Source organism: Streptomyces sp., from assembly GCF_035645055.1.
GTDB lineage: Bacteria > Actinomycetota > Actinomycetes > Streptomycetales > Streptomycetaceae > Streptomyces.
The window spans coordinates 119,014-138,019 of sequence record NZ_DASQNH010000001.1 but is presented as its reverse complement, the minus strand read 5'-3'; the positions used below and the strand labels follow the sequence as shown (position 1 = coordinate 138,019).

Annotated in this window: 10 protein-coding genes and 1 tRNA gene; all 11 read left to right on the top strand. The window is 72.6% G+C overall.

The genetic code is table 11. From position 1 onward, the window contains the following. Positions 1-264: 264 nt before the first annotated feature. The 11 genes from VE614_RS00610 (at position 265) to erm (ending at position 18,989) form a co-directional block, all read left to right on the top strand. Positions 265-2,688 (top strand): sodium-translocating pyrophosphatase, encoded by a 2,424-nt coding sequence (locus VE614_RS00610; RefSeq protein WP_324930099.1) that lies wholly within the window; start codon positions 265-267, stop codon positions 2,686-2,688. Between the two features lie 224 nt (positions 2,689-2,912). Continuing rightward, positions 2,913-3,509 carry a small secreted protein gene (locus VE614_RS00605; RefSeq protein ID WP_324930096.1) on the top strand — a complete coding sequence of 199 codons (597 nt, stop codon included), beginning with the start codon at positions 2,913-2,915 and terminating at the stop codon, positions 3,507-3,509. Between the two features lie 71 nt (positions 3,510-3,580). Next, entirely contained in the window at positions 3,581-5,107 is a 1,527-nt protein-coding gene (locus VE614_RS00600; RefSeq protein ID WP_324930093.1) for a class I SAM-dependent methyltransferase, read from the top strand. Between the two features lie 170 nt (positions 5,108-5,277). Beyond that, complete coding sequence (locus VE614_RS00595; RefSeq protein ID WP_324930090.1) at positions 5,278-7,494, top strand: serine/threonine-protein kinase; 2,217 nt, start codon at positions 5,278-5,280, stop codon at positions 7,492-7,494. 149 nt (positions 7,495-7,643) lie between these two features. Further along, on the top strand, positions 7,644-7,841 hold the full coding sequence (locus VE614_RS00590; RefSeq protein WP_324930087.1) for a hypothetical protein: 198 nt from the start codon (positions 7,644-7,646) through the stop codon (positions 7,839-7,841). Between the two features lie 248 nt (positions 7,842-8,089). After that, positions 8,090-10,960: a type I DNA topoisomerase gene (gene topA / locus VE614_RS00585; protein WP_324930084.1), complete on the top strand. Its 2,871-nt coding sequence runs from the start codon at positions 8,090-8,092 to the stop codon at positions 10,958-10,960. Positions 10,961-11,111: 151 nt separating this feature from the next. Then, positions 11,112-14,279, top strand: coding sequence for a dTMP kinase (gene tmk, locus VE614_RS00580; protein ID WP_324930081.1), 3,168 nt, complete (start codon positions 11,112-11,114; stop codon positions 14,277-14,279). Positions 14,280-14,467: 188 nt separating this feature from the next. Beyond that, entirely contained in the window at positions 14,468-15,673 is a 1,206-nt protein-coding gene (locus tag VE614_RS00575) for a DNA polymerase III subunit delta' (protein ID WP_324930078.1), read from the top strand. A gap of 143 nt (positions 15,674-15,816) precedes the next feature. Beyond that, entirely contained in the window at positions 15,817-17,424 is a 1,608-nt protein-coding gene (locus VE614_RS00570; RefSeq protein WP_324930075.1) for an alpha/beta hydrolase, read from the top strand. Between the two features lie 127 nt (positions 17,425-17,551). After that, positions 17,552-17,628 (top strand) — tRNA-Thr (locus tag VE614_RS00565). Positions 17,629-17,957: 329 nt separating this feature from the next. Then, on the top strand, positions 17,958-18,989 hold the full coding sequence (gene erm, locus VE614_RS00560) for a 23S ribosomal RNA methyltransferase Erm (RefSeq protein WP_349256425.1): 1,032 nt from the start codon (positions 17,958-17,960) through the stop codon (positions 18,987-18,989). The last annotated feature ends 17 nt before the right edge of the window (positions 18,990-19,006 follow it).

Below are 19,006 nucleotides of genomic sequence, written 5' to 3'. Positions count from 1 at the left end.
TCAGCAGGGCCCTCACTCTTTTCCCCGATTCGCCGAGGCCGGCCCCCCGGCGGAATTCGTGAAGGAATTCACGATCAATTTGCGATCACTGCTGGATCGCCACCGTTCACCCTCGTTCACTCGAATGGCCCAGAATGCTTTCGGGGCATTACTCGGACTACGCCGGGGTGTACGGATTCCGTTTCCCGCGTACTGTTTTGATCCGGTACAGATCTCTAGAATCCGTCCACATCTTGAGCTCAGCCCAAGCGTCAAGGAGGACGAATGGCGGGGCTTTCTTCTCCAGATCAGCTCGATCAGCTGGATCACTCCACAGCCCTCGCGGCAGCGGTGCTCACCGATGGCAACCGAGCCATGGTGGTGGTCATCGGAGTCGTGGCGCTGGCTGCCCTCCTGGTCGCCGGGGTGCTGCTGCGCCAGGTGCTCGCGGCCGGCGAGGGCACCGACAGCATGAAGAAGATCGCGGCAGCGGTGCAGGAGGGCGCGAACGCCTATCTGTCCCGGCAGCTGCGCACACTCGGCGTATTCGCGGTCGTCGTGTTCTTCCTGCTCCTGCTGCTGCCCGCGGACGACTGGAATCAGCGCGCCGGACGATCCGTGTTCTTCTTGATCGGAGCGGCGTTCTCGGCGGCCACCGGTTATATCGGCATGTGGCTCGCCGTACGCAGCAATGTGCGGGTCGCCGCGGCGGCCCGCGAGGCGACTCCCGCGCCGGGTGAGCCGGAAAAGGATCTCACCGCCGTCTCACACAAGGCGATGAAGATCGCTTTCCGTACGGGTGGCGTGGTCGGCATGTTCACGGTGGGGCTCGGTCTGCTGGGCGCCTCCTGTGTGGTGCTGGTGTACGCGGCCGACGCGCCGAAGGTGCTGGAGGGCTTCGGCCTCGGTGCCGCGCTGATCGCGATGTTCATGCGGGTCGGCGGCGGCATCTTCACCAAGGCCGCCGACGTCGGCGCCGACCTGGTCGGCAAGGTCGAGCAGGGCATTCCGGAGGACGATCCGCGCAATGCCGCGACCATCGCCGACAACGTGGGCGACAACGTCGGCGACTGCGCGGGCATGGCGGCCGACCTCTTCGAGTCGTACGCCGTGACCCTGGTGGCCGCGCTGATCCTGGGCACCGCGGCGTTCGGCGACGCGGGGCTGGCGTTCCCGCTGCTCGTCCCGGCGATCGGTGTGCTCACCGCGATGATCGGCATCTTCGCGGTGGCCCCGCGGCGCGCCGACCGCAGCGGGATGAGCGCGATCAACCGCGGGTTCTTCATCTCCGCGGTGATCTCGCTGGTGCTGGTGGCGATCGCGGTCTTCGCCTATCTGCCGGGGAAGTACTCCGAGCTGGACGGGGTCACCGACGAGGCGATCCTGGCGAAGGCCGGCGACCCGCGGATCTTCGCGCTGGTCGCGGTGGCGATCGGCATCCTGCTCGCCGCCGTCATCCAGCAGCTCACCGGCTACTTCACCGAGACCAACCGCCGCCCGGTGCGGGACATCGGCAGGTCCTCGCTCACCGGCCCCGCCACCGTCGTCCTCGCCGGGATCTCGGTGGGTCTCGAATCGGCCGTCTACACCGCCCTGTTGATCGGCCTCGGCGTCTACGGGGCCTTCCTGCTCGGCGGCACGTCGATCATGCTGGCGCTGTTCGCGGTGGCGCTGGCGGGCACCGGGCTGCTCACCACGGTCGGGGTGATCGTGGCGATGGACACCTTCGGGCCGGTCTCCGACAACGCGCAGGGCATCGCGGAGATGTCCGGCGACGTCCAGGGCGCGGGCGCGCAGGTGCTCACCAACCTGGACGCCGTCGGCAACACCACCAAGGCCATCACCAAGGGCATCGCGATCGCCACGGCCGTGCTCGCGGCGGCGGCGCTCTTCGGGTCGTACCGGGACGCCATCACCACCGGGGCGCGTGACGTCGGGGAGAAGCTCAGCGGCGAGGGCGCGCCGCTGACCCTGGCGATGGACATCTCGCAGCCCAACAACCTGGTCGGCCTGATCGCGGGCGCGGCGGTCGTCTTCCTCTTCTCCGGACTGGCCATCAACGCCGTGTCACGGTCGGCGGGTTCGGTGGTGTTCGAGGTGCGGCGGCAGTTCCGCGAGCATCCCGGGATCATGGACTACACCGAGAAACCGGAGTACGGGAAGGTCGTCGACATCTGCACGAAGGACGCGCTGCGGGAGCTGGCCACGCCGGGCCTGCTCGCGGTCATGGCGCCGATCTTCGTCGGGTTCACGCTCGGGGTCGGCGCGCTCGGCGCCTATCTCGCGGGCGCGATCGGCGCGGGCACCCTGATGGCGGTGTTCCTCGCCAACTCCGGTGGTGCCTGGGACAACGCCAAGAAGCTGGTCGAGGACGGCCACCACGGCGGCAAGGGCAGCGACGCGCACGCCGCCACGGTGATCGGTGACACGGTCGGCGACCCGTTCAAGGACACCGCGGGTCCGGCGATCAACCCGCTGCTGAAGGTGATGAACCTGGTGTCGCTGCTGATCGCGCCGGCGGTCATCAAGTTCTCGTACGGCGCCGACGCGAACGTGGGCGTACGGGTGCTGATCGCCGTGTTCGCGTTCCTGGTGATCGTGGGCGCGGTGTACGTCTCGAAGCGGCGCGGGATCGCGATGGGCGACGAGGACGGCAACCAGCCGGGCTCCACGGGCTCCAAGTCGCCGGACGCGGCGGCGGTTTCGTAGGGCACCGGGCACCGCACGTCCCAAGGGGCGGGCGGGGGGCGCGCGTTGACGCGTCACCCGCCCGCCCCGTGCTGTGCGCTCCGGACGACGGTCGCTCCGGACGGCGGTCGGGTCCCGGCCGTGAGCCTTCTCTCGCGCGTGCAAAGAGTGACAAACACGAACCATCCGGATATTCGGTGTGTGGAGGTCGCGCGTATGGCGTGTATGTTCCGGGGCCGAGAGCCATGGAAGGGACCAATCCGGTGAACAAGAAGCTCGCGGCCGCACTGTCCGGCGGTGCGGTACTGGTACTGGCGCTGTCGGGATGCACCGGCGACGACGGCAACGAGGAGCTGGACGCCTGGGCCAAGCAGGTCTGCGACGACCTCCAGGCGCAGGCCAGGACGATCAAGGCCGCCAACGCCGCGATCCAGAAGGAGACCTCGGACAACAGCACGCCGGCGGAGGTCCAGAAGGCCGACTCGCAGGCGTTCCAGGACATCGCCGACGCCTACAAGGCGATCGGGACCTCCCTGACCAAGGCCGGTCCGCCGAATGTCGACCAGGGCAAGAAGAAGCAGCAGGACGCGGTCAAGGAACTGAACGCCATCTCGGCCTCCTACGCCTCCCTGCAGAAGCAGGTCGACGCGCTCGACACCAAGGACCAGGGCAAGTTCGCCGCCGGACTCAAGGACATCGCCGCCGAGATGAAGAAGCTCGGCAAGACCGGCAGCGACGCGCTGAAGACGCTGGAGGAGGGCGAGGTCGGCCAGGCCATGGCCAAGCAGCAGAGCTGCAAGTCGGCCTCCGCGTCGGCGTCGCCGTCGGTGGCGCAGGGCTGAACGGCGGGCGGCGGCGTCGAGCCCCGTCCACGCGCGCGTGCGTTGTCGGCGGGAGCCGACACAATGGGGTGGTGAGCAACGCCAGCCTCTCCTCGCCGCCGCCCCTGCCCGCCACCGACCGCCCCGAGGCCGCCGCCCGGCTGCGGGAGGCCCTGCTCGGGGCCTCCTTCACCGCCGACGGACTGCTCGACCTGCTCGGCGCCTCCGCGTACGCGGCGCTGGCCCGCAGCGAGACCGTCCCCGCGCTCCGCGCCACCCGCGGGGACACCCCCCTGGAACTGCTCGTCCGGCTGTTCCTGCTCCAGCAGCCCGTGCCGCACGCGCGCGTGGCGGACGTGCTGCCCGTCGAGGAGTGCCTGGAGAGCGGCTGGCTGGCGCGGGCCGGCCAGGACGGGCTGGCGGCCACCGTGGACGTACGGCCGTACGGCGGGCCCGGCGGCGAGGACTGGTTCATCGTCTCCGACCTGGGCTGCGCGGTCGGTGGCGCCGGGGGCATCGGACGCCATGACGAGGGCGTCGTGCTCGGTGTCGGCGGCGCCTCCACGACGCTGGCCGGGATCACCGTGCGCACCCCCGTGGCCGCCGCCCTCGACCTGGGCACCGGCTCCGGCATCCAGGCGCTGCACGCCGCCCAGCACGCCACCCGGGTGACCGCGACCGACGTCAACCCGCGCGCGCTGCACATCACCGCGCTCACCCTCGCCCTGTCCGGCGCCCCCGCCGCCGATCTGCGGGAGGGCTCGCTGTTCGAGCCGGTCGAGGAGGGCGAGACGTACGACCTGATCGTCTCCAACCCGCCCTTCGTGATCTCGCCGGGCGCCCGGCTGACCTACCGGGACGGCGGCATGGGCGGGGACGATCTGTGCCGCACGCTCGTCCAGCAGGCGGGGGAGCGACTGAACGAGGGCGGGTTCGCGCAGTTCCTCGCCAACTGGCAGCACGTCGAGGGGGAGGACTGGCAGGACCGGCTGCGGTCGTGGGTGCCGCGCGGCTGCGACGCCTGGATCGTGCAGCGCGAGGTGCAGGACATCGCCCAGTACGCCGAACTGTGGCTGCGGGACGCGGGCGACCACCGCGGCGACCCGGCCGCGTACCAGGCGCGGTACGACGCCTGGCTGGACGAGTTCGAGGCCCGCAAGGTGAAGGGCGTCGGCTTCGGCTGGATCACCCTGCGCCGGACCGCCTCAGCAGAGCCGTCCGTCACGGTCGAGGAATGGCCGCACCCGGTCGAGCAGCCGCTCGGCGAGACGGTCCGGGCGCACTTCGCCCGCCTGGACTACCTCCGCGCGCATGACGACGCCGCCCTGCTGGAGGAGCGCTTCCGGCTCGCCCCCGAGGTCGTCCAGGAGCAGGTCGGGCTGCCCGGCGCCGAGGACCCCGAGCATGTGGTGCTGCGCCAGAACCGCGGTATGCGGCGGGCCACCAGGGTCGACACGGTGGGCGCGGGCTTCGCCGGCGTGTGTGACGGCTCGCTGACCGCCGGGCGGATCCTGGACGCGATCGCCCAGCTCGTCGGCGAGGACCCGGTCCTGCTGCGCGACCGTACGCCGGCGCAGATCCGGCTGCTGGTGGAGCAGGGGTTCCTCGAACCGGCGTGATGCCCTCCCGCCGTCACTCCTGAGACCGCCGGTGCGCCCGGGACCGACGTTTCCACCTTTACGGGATCGCTTCGGGAAAAGGCTCCTGTCAGTGGTGGGTGCGAAGCTACCTTCGGAGGGACGAACGGCCACGCGGCCTCGGGGAGGCGCGCTGTCTCGGGGGAGGCATGATGGCGGGGGAGACGCCGGGTCAGGGCGACGGCAGGGTCATCAACGGGCGCTACCGGCTGCTGCGCACGCTCGGCGCGGGCGGCATGGGCCGGGTGTGGCTCGCCCACGACCAGGAGCTGACCTGCGATGTCGCGCTGAAGGAGATCGCGCTGCCGGACGGGCCGGTGGACGAGGACGGGACCGCTCAGCGCATCGCGCGGGCGCGCAGCGAGGCCCGGCACGCGGCACGGCTGCGCGGCCACCCACACGTGGCCACCGTGCACGACGTGGTGGTTCACGAGGGACTGCCGTGGATCGTCATGGAGTACGTCCCCGACGCGGTCGACCTCCAGGCGGTGATCCGGCGGTCCGGCCCGCTGCCGCCCGCGCGGGCGGCCCGCATCGGCCTGGCCGTGCTGGACGCGCTCGCCGCCGGGCACCGCATCGGCATCCTGCACCGGGATGTGAAACCGGCCAACATCCTGCTGGCCCCGGACGCCACCGGCGATCCCCACGCGCGCGTGCTGCTCACCGACTACGGCATCGCCCTCCAGCCCGAGTCCCCCGAGCCCCGGCTCACCGCCACCGCCAACATCCTCGGCACGCCCGGCTATCTGGCGCCGGAACGCGCCCGCGGCGAGCCGCCCACCCCGGCCGCCGATCTGTTCTCCCTCGGCGCCACCCTGTACTCCGCGGTCGAGGGCCGCGGCCCCTTCGACCGCAACGGCGAGTACGCCACCCTGACCGCCCTGCTGGGCGAGGAACCCACACCGCCCGCGCGGGCGGGCGAACTGGCCCCCGTACTCCAGGGCCTGCTCGTGAAGGACCCGGTCCGCAGGTGGGCACCGGAGACGGTGGCGCGGGGGTTGGAGCGGGTGGTGGCGGCGGAAGCCGGTGCCGGTGGCGAGAGTGCCGGTGGGGGCGCCGGGGCCGGTGGGTCCGGTGCCGCTCCGCAGGGGTTCGGGCCGCCGCCGGCGGGGTTCGGGGCCGGGGGCGGGGAGGCCGGGGCGCGGCGAACGCCGGAGACGCCGGGCGCGTCCGCAGCCTCGCCCAGCACACCGCAGACGCCGCACACGCCGGCGGGCGCGGGCGGGCCCGGGGCACCGGGACAGCCGTACGCGTACGCGCAGACCCCGCCCACCCCCGCCGGCGCGGGCGGTCCCGCCACGCCGGGCCGGCCGTCCACCCCGACGCCGGGCAATCCGTACGCCCCGTACGCGCCGACACAGAGCGCCCCTTACGCGCCGACCCAGAGCGCCCCGTACGCCGCCGGTGGGCAGCCGCCGTATCCGCCGGGGAGGGCCCACCAGCCCGCACCGCCGCCCCCGCCCGGGACCGACCGCCGCAAGCTGGCCCTGGTCACCGGTCTGGTGCTGGCCGTCGTGCTCGCCATCGGGCTCGGCGGCTGGGTCGTGCTCTCGCCCAAGGGGGACGGCGGCGGGAAGAAGGACACCGCGGGCGGGGCCTCCCCCTCGGCGAGTCGCGCCGAGGGCTCGGCGTCGCCGGCGGGGCCCGTGCTGCCGTACGGGGAGGCGGTCGGGCTGACCGAGCCGCTGACGGCCGGGGACTGCGTGCGGGCCGTGTGGACGGGGACGCCGTTCGAGTCGCCGCCGAACCTGGGTGTGGTGGACTGCGCCGACGACTGGCCGGACGGCCAGGTCGTGGCCGTCGACACGGCCGCCGACCACGCCGACGCGCGCGCGAACGGGGCGCGGCGGTGCGCGGACCAGAGCCGCGCGGTCGTCGAGGCGCTGCCCGACGCGGGCGGCTACGCCGTGCTGCCGACCCGGGAGGGCTTCGAGGCGGCCGGCGGTGGCACGGCCTGCCTGGTGCTCGGCCGGCACGCGGCGATCGGCGGTGAGGTGGGCCGCTTCCGCGACACCGGCACCGATCTGTGGGTCGGGCAGATGAGCGTCGGCGACTGCTGGGTCTACAAGGACCTGGACGACGGCTACGAGGCACCGCTCACCGACTGCGCGGAACCCCACACCGACCAGGTCATCGGCACCGCGCAGGCGCCCGCCGGGATGAGCTACGACAAGGCGGGCGACAACGCGACCAAGCTGTGCGGGAACAAGTTCGAGTCGAGTTGGGCGCCCGGCTCCGAGCGGGCCGTCTTCGGCTGGATGGCCGACGAGGAGGACTGGGAGAAGGGCTTCACCAAGGTGGTCTGCACGGTCAGCCGGGTCGACAACGAAAAGACGACCGGAAAGATTTCCGCGCCCGGTGCCGTCTGACCCCTCCGGCACCTCCCGGGGCCGTTCGGCGACCCGCGCGGGCGGTCGTCGGCCCCGCGTTCACCGCAGCTTCGCCTCCGCGCAGCCCGGGCGTGTCAGCCTCCGGGCGGCGGGGCACGCACGGACGCGGAGCTGGGGGCACGGGAAGCATGGAGAACGGGTCGGCGATCTTCACGGGGATGGTGTTCGCCCTGTTCGGAGGGGGCCTGCTGGTGTGGACCGGGGTGCGGGCCCGGCAGGGGAAGCCGGTCGCGCACGGTGTGAGTCCGGTCGCATCGGCGGCCCTCGCCGGCGTCGTCGCGGTGCTCGCGCTCGCCGTCGGGGCATGGTGCTTCACACGGCTGTGAGCATCATGGAAGGAGCGCTGCCCCGGTGAGAAGGAGGCCATCGCTCCGGATCGGCCGGAAAGCGGCCACGGACACACCGGGCGGCAGGAATGGCGGAAGTCGGGTTACCGTTCGAGTGGCCGTTGCGGGTTTTCCCGTTTGACAACGGGGCGGGATGTACCGTCACACTCCGCAGCGTCACCACCACCCGACCCCGGGAACGAGAAGGCCTGGGGAGGCCACAGCGTCGACCGGAGAGAAGAGCGAAGTTGTCCCCGACCAGCGAGACCGCACAGGGCGGCCGCCGACTCGTCATCGTCGAGTCGCCTGCCAAGGCGAAGACGATCAAGGGCTACCTCGGCCCCGGCTACGTAGTCGAAGCGAGCGTCGGGCACATCCGCGACCTCCCCAACGGCGCCGCGGAGGTGCCGGAGAAGTACACCGGCGAGGTGCGCCGCCTCGGCGTGGACGTCGAGCACGACTTCGAGCCGATCTATGTGGTCAACGCCGACAAGAAGGCCCAGGTCAAGAAGCTCAAGGACCTGCTGAAGGAGTCCGACGAGCTCTACCTCGCCACCGATGAGGACCGCGAGGGCGAGGCCATCGCCTGGCACCTCCAGGAGGTGCTGAAGCCGAAGGTCCCGGTCAAGCGGATGGTCTTCCACGAGATCACCAAGGCCGCGATCCAGGCCGCCGTGGCCAACCCGCGCCAGCTCAACCAGAAGCTCGTCGACGCCCAGGAGACCCGCCGTATCCTCGACCGCCTCTACGGCTACGAGGTCTCGCCGGTGCTGTGGAAGAAGGTCATGCCGCGGCTGTCGGCGGGCCGTGTGCAGTCCGTCGCGACCCGGCTGGTCGTGGAACGGGAACGGGAGCGCATCGCGTTCCGCTCCGCCGAGTACTGGGACCTGACCGGCACCTTCGCCACCGGCCGCGCGGGCGACCCGTCCGACCCGTCGTCGCTGGTCGCACGGCTCCAGACGGTCGACGGCCGGCGTGTCGCACAGGGCCGCGACTTCGACTCCCTCGGGCAGCTGAAGGGCGCGAACACCCTCCACCTCGACGAGGCGAACGCCCGTGCGCTCGCCGCCGCGCTGGAGGACACCAGTTTCTCGGTCCGCTCCGTCGAGTCCAAGCCGTACCGCCGCTCGCCGTACGCCCCGTTCCGTACGACGACCCTCCAGCAGGAGGCCAGCCGCAAGCTCGGCTTCGGCGCGAAGGCCACGATGCAGATCGCGCAGAAGCTGTACGAGAACGGCTACATCACGTACATGCGTACGGACTCCACGACGCTGAGCGACACGGCGATCTCCGCCGCCCGCGCCCAGGTCACGCAGCTGTACGGCGCCGACTACCTGCCGCCGCAGCCGCGAACGTACGCCGCGAAGGTCAAGAACGCGCAGGAGGCGCACGAGGCGATCCGCCCCTCGGGTGATCGTTTCCGCACGCCCGCCGAGACGGGTCTGACCGGCGACCAGTTCAAGCTGTACGAGCTGATCTGGAAGCGGACCGTCGCCTCCCAGATGAAGGACGCGACCGGCAACTCCGTCACCGTGAAGATCGGTGGCACCGCCGTCGACGGGCGGGACGTCGAGTTCAGCGCGTCCGGCAAGACGATTACGTTCCACGGCTTCCTCAAGGCCTACGTCGAGGGTGCCGACGACCCGAACGCCGAGCTGGACGACCGCGAGCGCCGGCTGCCGCAGGTCACCGAGGGCGACCCGCTGACGGCGGAGGAGATCACCGTCGACGGCCACTCCACCAAGCCGCCCGCCCGTTACACCGAGGCGTCGCTGGTCAAGGAGCTGGAGGAGCGGGAGATCGGCCGCCCGTCGACGTACGCGTCGATCATCGGCACGATCCTCGACCGCGGTTACGTCTTCAAGAAGGGCACGGCCCTCGTGCCGTCCTTCCTGTCCTTCGCCGTGGTCAACCTGCTGGAGAAGCACTTCGGGCGGCTCGTCGACTACGACTTCACCGCGAAGATGGAGGACGACCTCGACCGCATCGCGCGCGGCGAGGCGCAGGCCGTTCCGTGGCTGAAGCGGTTCTACTTCGGCGAGGGCACCGCCGAGAGCGCCGCCGCCGACGCCGGCAACGGCGACGGGGACCATCTCGGCGGCCTCAAGGAGCTGGTGACCGACCTGGGCGCGATCGACGCGCGCGAGGTGTCGTCGTTCCCGGTCGGCAACGGCATCGTGCTGCGGGTCGGCCGCTACGGGCCGTACATCGAGCGCGGCGAGAAGGACACCGACGGCCATCAGCGCGCGGACATCCCCGAGGACCTGGCGCCCGACGAGCTGACCGTCGAGCTGGCCGAGGAGCTGCTCGCCAAGCCGAGCGGCGACTTCGAGCTGGGCGTCGACCCGGCCACCGGGCACACCATCGTCGCCAAGGACGGCCGCTACGGTCCGTACGTCACGGAGATCCTGCCCGAGGGCACCCCGAAGACCGGCAAGAACGCGGTCAAGCCGCGCACGGCGTCCCTGTTCAAGTCGATGGCGCTGGACACGGTGACGCTGGAGGACGCGCTCAGGCTGATGTCGCTGCCGCGCGTCGTCGGCACCGATGCCGAGGGCCAGGAGATCACCGCGCAGAACGGCCGCTACGGCCCGTACCTGAAGAAGGGCACGGACTCGCGGTCCCTGCAGACCGAGGACCAGCTGTTCACGATCACGCTGGAGGAGGCGCTGGCGATCTACGCCCAGCCCAAGCAGCGTGGCCGCGCGGCCGCCAAGCCGCCGCTGAAGGAGCTGGGCGAGGACCCGGTCAGCGGAAAGCCGGTCGTGGTGAAGGACGGCCGCTTCGGCCCGTACGTCACCGACGGCGAGACCAACGCGACCCTGCGCTCCGGTGACAGCGTCGAGACGATCACGCCGGAGCGGGGCTTCGAGCTGCTCGCCGAGAAGCGGGCCAAGGCGCCCGCCAAGAAGACGGCGAAGAAGGCGGCCACGAAGAAGACCGCGGCGGCCAAGACGACGGCCGCGAAGAAGACGGCCGCCAAGAAGACCACGGCGGCGAAGAAGACGACGGCCGCGAAGAAGACGACGGCCGCGAAGAAGACCGCCGCCAGGACGACCGCCGCGAAGAAGACGGCGGTGAAGAAGGCGACGGCCTCCAAGGCGGCGTCCGAGGACTGACCTCGCGTGGGTGATTTCTGGTGAACGCCGGACGGGCCTTCCCCGTCCGGCGTTCGCGAAACCCAACGGTCCGGCAACGTTCGGGTGTCGAGGCGTGCGGGCGTTCGGACGCGCGCCCCGGAGTGTCGGTGCGGCCCGATAGGCTGAACGCATGACGCGAGCCGAGCAGCCAACGGCCCCTCACCCGGACCCCGACGACGCGCTGGTCGCGGACTCCCGCGAGCGCGCAGTCCGTTCCCTGTTGCGCCAGCCGCAGCTCAAACGGCTGTGGAGCGCACAGCTGGTGAGCGGGGTCGGTGATGTCCTCGCTCTTCTCGTGCTGGTCCTCCTCGCCCTCCAGGCGGCCATCGCCTCGGGCGCCTTCGGCGGCGGTTACCGAGGCGTTGCGTTCGCAGTGGCGACCGTTTTCGGGGCGCGCATTCTGGCCACCTTGCTCTTCGGCGCCGTCCTCCTCGGCCCGCTCACCTCGCTCACCTCCCCGGACGGCCCCCTCGACCGCCGCTGGACCATGGTCGGCGCGGACGGCGTGCGGGCCGCGCTGCTGATCATCGCCCCGCTGTGGATCGACTGGACGCCGGACGACGCGCTGGCCGTGCTCCTGGTCACCGTCTTCGTCACCGGAGTCGCCGAGCGGTTCTGGACGGTGTGCCGGGAGAGCGCCGCGCCCGCCCTGCTGCCCGCACCGCCCCCGGAGGGCGCGACGGTACGGCCGCTGCCCGACCACCTGGACGCCCTGCGCCGCCTGTCGCTGCGCACGAGCTTCGTGGCGATCCCCGCCGCGGGCGCCGTGCTCGTCGCCGCCGCCCTGCTCAACAACCTCCTCGGCGCCGGTGTCGACTGGTTCTCCCAGCACCAGGCGGCCCTCGGCTCGTATGTCGCGGCCGGCCTGTTCGCCGCGTCCCTGTCCGTCCTGACCTTCCTCGACCTGCCGACTGCGCGCACCCCGCGCGCGCGGTCGCCGCTGGAGGGCCTGCGCCGCCCGAAGACCGGCGCCGGCGCCGACAAGGGCCGCACCGGCGCGATCCCGCTGCTGGTGCTCGCCTGCGCCGCCGTCGCGGGCGCGGTCGCCGCCGCGGTCGCCGTGTCGGTGCTGCACGCCAAGGACCTGGGCGGCGGCCCGGTCACGTACGGCCTGCTCGTGCTCGCGCTGACCGGCGGTGTCGTCGTCGGCATCCGTACGGCGCCCAAGATGCTGGTGTCGCTGTCGCGGCGCCGCATGCTCGCGCTGGCCGTCGCCTTCACCGGTGTCGCCCTGCTGGCCGCCGGGCTGGTCCCGGACGTCACCACCGTGCTGCTGATCGTCGTCCTGGCCGGTGCCGGCGCGGGCCTGGCCGCCAACACCGGGCACGCGCTGCTCGACCAGGAGACCGAGGACTACCGGCGGGCCCGCACCACCGAGCACCTGCACGCCGTCGTCCGCGTGTTCGTGGCCCTCGGCGCGCTGCTCGCGCCCCTGGTGGCGGCGCTGATCGGGCCGCACCGGCTGGAGAGCGGCAAGTTCGTCTTCGCGCACGGCGGCGCCGCGTTCACCCTGATGCTGGTCGGCGCGCTGCTGCTGCCGGTGGCCGCGCTGGTCCTCGCCAAGCTCGACGACCGCTCCGGAGTGCCGCTGCGGCACGACCTGCGGGACGCGGTGCTCGGCGGCGACGACCCCGTGCAGGCGCCCGCCGGGTCCGGCTTCTTCATCGCCCTGGAGGGCGGCGACGGCGCCGGGAAGTCCACCCAGGCCGAAGCGCTCGCCGAGTGGATCCGCGGCAAGGGCCACGAGGTCGTGGTCACCCGCGAGCCGGGCGCCACGCCGGTCGGCAAGCGGTTGCGGTCCATCCTGCTCGACGTGTCGAGCGCCGGACTGTCGCACCGCGCGGAGGCCCTGCTGTACGCCGCGGACCGCGCGGAGCACGTGGACACCGTGGTGCGGCCCGCGCTGGAGCGGGGCGCGGTCGTCATCTCCGACCGGTACATCGACTCGTCCGTGGCCTACCAGGGCGCGGGACGCGACCTGTCCCCGACGGAGATCGCCCGCATCAACCGCTGGGCGACCGACGGGCTCGTCCCGCACCTGACCGTGCTGCTGGACGTCGCGCCGGAGACCGCCCGCGAGCGGTTCACCGAGGCGCCGGACCGGCTGGAGTCGGAGCCCGCGGAGTTCCACGCGCGCGTGCGGTCCGGTTTCCTGACGCTCGCCGCGTCCGACCCCGGGCGCTACCTCGTCGTCGACGCCGGGCAGGAGCCCGAGGCCGTCACCACCGTCATCCGCGCCCGGCTCGACCAGGTGCTGCCGCTCTCCCAGGCCGAGATCGAGGCCCGCGAGGAGGCCCGCCGCAAGGCCGAGGAGGAGGCCCGCCGCAAGGCCGAGGAAGAGGCCGCCCGCAAGGCCGAGGAGGAGCGCCTGGAGCGCGAGCGCCAGGAACAGCTCGCCCGGCTGCGCGCAGAGGAGGAGGAGCGCAAGCGGCGCGAGCTGGAGGAGGCGCAGCGGCGCGAGGCCGAACGGCAGGCCGAGGAGGCCCGGCAGCGGGCCGAGGAGGCGCGCCGGCGCGCGGAGGAGGAGCGGCAGCGGCTGCTCGCCGAGGAGAAGGCGCGGGCCGAGGAAGAGGCCCGGCGCAAGGCCGAGGAGGAGCGGCGCCGCCGGCAGGCCGAGGAGGAGGCCCGGCTGCGGGCCGAGGCCGAGGCGCGTCGGCTGGAGAAGCAGCGCAAGGCGGAAGAGGCCCTGCTGCGGGCGGAGGAGGCCCGGCGGGCGGCCGAGCAGGCCGCCGCCGCCGCGCAGGCGGGCCCGAAGCCGCCCGCGCCGGTGGCTCCCGCGGCTCCGGCGGAGGCGGTGACCGTGCCGACGCCCGTGGTACGGCCCGAGGGCGAGGCGGACGACGCGACGACGGTGCTGCGGCCGGTGAGGGAGCGCGACGCGCGGCGGCGTGACCCCGACTCGGAGGTGACGGCCGAGCTGCCGCAGCCGCCGGTGGCGGAGGCCGCGCCGGGTGCCGTGGACGAGACGGCGGTGCTGCCGCCGGTCGTGCCGGGGGCCGCCGACGAGACGGCGGTGCTGCCCCCGGTGCGCGGGGAGGGTCCGGCGGACCGGGTTCCGCGGGGCTTCTTCCGTGACGAGCGGGGCGAGGCCGGGCCCGCCGACGGCTCCGACGACCGTACGCGCGAGTTGCCCCAGGTCGACGCGGAGGGCCACGCACCGCGCCGCCCCCGGTCCGACTGGGCCGAGGAAACCCCGCTGGACGACCTGCCGACACTGGCGGACGAACTGCTGGGTCCGCGGGAGGACGAGCGCGGGGACGAGGGGCGCCGCGGGGGCGGGCGGGGCAAGGGCCGCTGAGCCACGCGGTGCCGCCGCCGGCCTCGGTCGGAGCCGGTCCCCGGCCCTGACTTCGCCTCCGCCTCCGCCTCCGCCTCCGCTTCCGCCTCCGCCTCCGCCTCCGCCGGTGTGCGGGCGTCCCCCGTTGTCAGTGGGGCCCCGCACAATGGAGGGCGTATCGGAAGCGGGACGGAAGGGCACGGTGGCCCATGTCGGTGTGGGATGACCTCGTCGGGCAGGAGCGGGTGAGCACGCAGCTGGAGGCCGCGGCTCGGGACGCCGACGCCCTGGTCACCGCGGTCGCGGCCGACGCGCCGTTGCCGGAGGCGTCGAAGATGACGCACGCGTGGCTGTTCACGGGACCGCCGGGCGCGGGCCGTACACAGGCGGCCCGGGCGTTCGCGGCGGCGCTGCAGTGCGTCAGCCCCGACCGCGCGCTGGGCGGGGCGCCCGGCTGCGGGTTCTGCGACGGCTGTCACACGGCCCTGGTAGGCACCCACGCCGACGTCTCCACCGTCGCCGCCGTCGGCACCCAGATCCTCGCCGACGACATGCGGGACACCGTCCGCAAGTCGTTCACCTCACCGGCGAACGGCCGCTGGCAGGTCATCCTCGTCGAGGACGCCGAGCGGCTGAACGAGAAGTCGGCCAACGCGGTGCTGAAGGCCGTGGAGGAGCCCGCTCCGCGCACGGTCTGGCTGCTGTGCGCGCCGTCCATCGAGGACGTGCTGCCGACGATCCGCTCCCGCTGCCGCCACCTGAACCTGAGTACGCCGTCGGTGGCCGCCGTCACCGACATGCTGATCCGCCGGGAGGGCATCGACCCCGAGGTCGCCGCCGCGGCCGCCCGGGCCACCCAGGGTCATGTCGACCGGGCCCGGCGCCTGGCCACCGACCCGGCCGCGCGGGGGCGCCGCGCCGCGGTGCTGAAGCTGCCGCTGCGCGTCGCGGACGTCGGCGGCGCGCTCAAGGCCGCGCAGGAGCTGGTGGACGCCGCCGCGGAGGACGCCAAGCAGCTCGCCGAGGAGATGGACGCCAAGGAGACCGAGGAGCTGAAGACGGCCCTCGGCGCGGTGCAGGGCGGCCGGATGCCGCGCGGCACGGCGGGTGTGATCAAGGACTTGGAGGACAAGCAGAAGCGCCGCCGCACCCGAACCCAGCGCGACAGCCTCGACCTCGCCCTGACCGACCTCACCGCCTTCTACCGCGATGTGCTCGCCCTCCAGCTGGGCTCCCGCATCGCCCTGGCCAACACCGACGCCGAGGACGCCCTGGAGCGGATCGCCCGCGACAGCTCCCCGGAGTCGACCTTGCGCCGGATCGAGGCGATCGGCGCCTGCCGGGACGCCCTGGACCGCAACGTGGCTCCGCTGCTCGCGGTGGAGGCGATGACGATGGCGCTGAGAGCGGGCTGAACGCCGGGCCCGGGCGGAGAGAGCCAGGGTGAATCCCGTCGACGGATTGACGGCGTACCTCATCCGTTGGACAACCGCCACCCGTCCGTGGCACGCCTCGCACGGACCGCGTACGGATCGTCGCGCAGCGTTACGCTCGCTGAATGAACTCAAGGCGTCCCCACCGCAGGTCCAGGTCCAGGTCCCGTACCGGAGCCGTCCTCCTCGCCGCCGCGGCGCTGGTCCTCTCCGCCTGCAGCACCGGAAGTTCCACGAGTTCCGTCGGCTCGGCCGCGCGGGCGGCGCAGGCGGGCGAGGCCGCGCTGACCGCCCTGCCCCGCGCCACCCCGTCCGCCCTGGCGTCGTACTACGGCCAGAAGCTGAGCTGGCGCGCCTGCGGCGCCCCCGGGTTCGAGTGCGCCACCCTGCGCGCCCCGCTCGACTACGCCGATCCCGGCAAGGACGACGTGCGGCTCGCGGTCGCCCGCAAGAAGGCCACCGGGCCCGGCGAGCGGCTGGGCTCGCTGCTGGTGAACCCGGGCGGGCCGGGCGGCTCGGCGATCGGGTACCTCCAGATGTACGCCGGGATCGGCTATCCGGCCCAGGTCCGCGCGCGGTACGACATGGTGGCCGTGGACCCGCGCGGCGTCGCCCGCAGCGAGCCCGTCGAATGCCTGGACGGGCCGGACATGGACACGTACACGCAGACGGACGTCACCCCCGACGACCAGCGGGAGACGGACGGGCTGGTCGACGCGTACGAGAAGTTCGCCGAGGGGTGCGGCGCGGACGCGCCGGAGCTGCTGCGGCACGTGTCCACCGTCGAGGCGGCGCGGGACATGGACATCCTGCGGGAGGTGCTGGGCGACGAGCGGCTGACGTATGTGGGGGCGTCGTACGGCACCTTCCTCGGGGCGACGTACGCCGGGCTCTTCCCGCAGCGGGTGGGCCGGCTGGTGCTGGACGGCGCGATGGACCCATCCCTGCCCGCGCGCCGGATGAACCTGGACCAGGCGGCCGGCTTCGAGACCGCGTTCCAGGCGTTCGCGAAGGACTGTGTGCGGCAGACCGACTGCCCGCTCGGCGGCCCGGGCACCAGCCCCCGGCAGGCCGGGAAGAACCTCAAGGCGTTCTTCGACAAGCTGGACGCGAGGCCGATCCCCGCGGGTGACGCGGACGGCCGCAGGCTCGGCGAGTCCCTGGCCACGACCGGGGTGATCGCGGCGATGTACGACGAGTCGGCCTGGCCGCAGCTGCGCGAGGCGCTGGCCTCGGCGATGAAGGAGAGCGACGGCGCGGGCCTGCTGGTGCTCTCCGACAGCTACTACGAGCGGGACGGGGACGGCGCGTACTCGAACCTGATGTTCGCCAACGCCGCCGTGAACTGCCTCGACCTCCCGCCCTCCTTCGACGGCCCCGACGACGTCCGCAAGGCGCTGCCCGCCTTCGAGAAGGCCTCCCCGGTCTTCGGTGAGAGCCTGGCCTGGGCCGCGCTGAACTGCGCGTACTGGCCGGTCGCGCCCACCGGGGAGCCGCACCGCATCGAGGCCAAGGGCGCGAAGCCGATCATCGTGGTCGGCACCACCCGCGACCCCGCCACCCCCTACCGCTGGGCCGAGTCGCTGGCCGGTCAGCTCTCCTCCGGCCGCCTCCTCACCTACGACGGCGACGGCCACACCGCCTACGGCCGTGGCAGCGACTGCGTCGACCGCACGATCAACGCCTACCTCCTGCGCGGCACCCCGCCGGCGGACGGGAAGCGCTGCTCCTGACCCCGCGCCGGCCTGTCACCGGCAGCCGCGCCGGCCCCGGGGCCCCGCCCGGGGGCTGGTGCGAAGCACTCCCGGAAACTGTGTAGACTTACCGACGTCGCCGATCGCACCATAGTGCGGACGACGCGCCGCTTTAGCTCAGATGGCCAGAGCAACGCACTCGTAATGCGTAGGTCTCGGGTTCGAATCCCGAAAGCGGCTCCAGTGGGACCCCAGGTCAGATGTCTGATCTGGGGTCTTTGCGTTCTCCGGGTGCGGGTGCGGGTGCGGGTGCCCCGGGGCGGCCGGGGTTTCGTGATCGACAGTTGGCGGTCGGTCGGTGTCTGTGTCTCGGCGCCTTGGGTGTGGCCGCGATAAGGCGGTCCGGCTGGTTGTGACCGGGATGGCGGAATTACTGATTCCGATAGTTTCGATCTTCAATTAATTGTGTTCTGCCTGTGTTCCCAAGAGGCGCTGACGGCTGGTCAGGCTCAAATCCGGTCGCGTGACCCGTTTTTGGCGGTGCGTCAGAACATATGGCTTAGGCTGGCCGAATGACCGAGTGGGGAGCGACGCACCGGAAAGGCCGGGGTCAGGGCAGGAAACCGGCCGGACAAGGTGCTTCGGAAAGCCGGCGTGCGGCCGGGTTACGTCAGGCCGGGGGCGCGAGTGCGGGACGCGGCCGTGGCGGCGGCGGACCGGCGGTGCCGGGGAACGCGGACGAGCGGCGCCGCGTCTGGGGGCAGAACTTCTTCAAGTCCGGTACGGCCGTGCGTCGTTTCACCTCGCAGATCGACGTCGTCGAGGGGCTGCCGATCGTGGAGGTCGGCCCGGGCTCCGGGATGATCACCAAGGAGCTGGCCAGGCGCGGCGAGCCGCTGACCGTGGTGGAGATCGACGGCCATTGGGCGGAACTGCTGGCCAAGGAACTGCCCGCGCACGTGACCATGGTGAATCAGGACTTCCTGTCCTGGCGGCCGGACGCCGAACACTTCCGGATCGTGGGAAATCTGCCCTTCGGGGCCAGCACCGACATTCTGCGCACCTGCCTCGGCTACGGCCCGCACCGTTTCGTCGAAGGCGTCTTCCTGCTCCAGCTGGAGTTCGCCCGCAAGCGGGCCGGCGCCTGGGGCGGGAATCTGTTCAACGCGCAGTGGAGCCCCTGGTTCACGTTCCATCTGGGGCTCGAGTTTCCCCGTCATTGTTTCCGTCCCGTTCCCAAGACCGACACCGCGACGCTCTTCGTGGATCCCCGCCGCGATCCGCTCGTGCCCTGGCGGGACCGAACCGCGTACCAGGAACTGGTCGGGGCCGTGTTCAACACCGGTCAGCTGACGATCGGCGAGGCCGCCCGGCGGGTGAACGTGCGCAAGCCGGCGGACTGGCTGCGGCGGGCCGAAGTCTTCCCCGAGACGCGGGTGAAGGATCTGGACGCCGGGGACTGGGCGGCGCTGTTCGCCGCGCATCAGCCCGCGCGACCGCATACGGGCGCGGGCGGCCGTCCCGGGGGCGGCCGTCCCCAGGGCGGCCGTGGCGGCAGGCCGTCACCGGGGGGCGGGCCACCGAGGCAGCAGCGCGGAAGGTGAGGACCCCGGCCCCGGGG

Excerpts from the sequence above, each read along its gene's own strand:
- VE614_RS00610 (WP_324930099.1), top strand. The coding sequence starts at position 265 with ATGGCGGGGCTTTCTTCTCCAGATCAGCTCGATCAGCTGGATCACTCC.
- VE614_RS00605 (WP_324930096.1), top strand. The coding sequence starts at position 2,913 with ATGGAAGGGACCAATCCGGTGAACAAGAAGCTCGCGGCCGCACTGTCC.
- VE614_RS00595 (WP_324930090.1), top strand. The coding sequence starts at position 5,278 with ATGGCGGGGGAGACGCCGGGTCAGGGCGACGGCAGGGTCATCAACGGG.
- VE614_RS00590 (WP_324930087.1), top strand. The coding sequence starts at position 7,644 with ATGGAGAACGGGTCGGCGATCTTCACGGGGATGGTGTTCGCCCTGTTC.
- tmk (WP_324930081.1), top strand. The coding sequence starts at position 11,112 with ATGACGCGAGCCGAGCAGCCAACGGCCCCTCACCCGGACCCCGACGAC.
- VE614_RS00575 (WP_324930078.1), top strand. The coding sequence starts at position 14,468 with ATGTCGGTGTGGGATGACCTCGTCGGGCAGGAGCGGGTGAGCACGCAG.
- VE614_RS00570 (WP_324930075.1), top strand. The coding sequence starts at position 15,817 with ATGAACTCAAGGCGTCCCCACCGCAGGTCCAGGTCCAGGTCCCGTACC.
- erm (WP_349256425.1), top strand. The coding sequence starts at position 17,958 with ATGACCGAGTGGGGAGCGACGCACCGGAAAGGCCGGGGTCAGGGCAGG.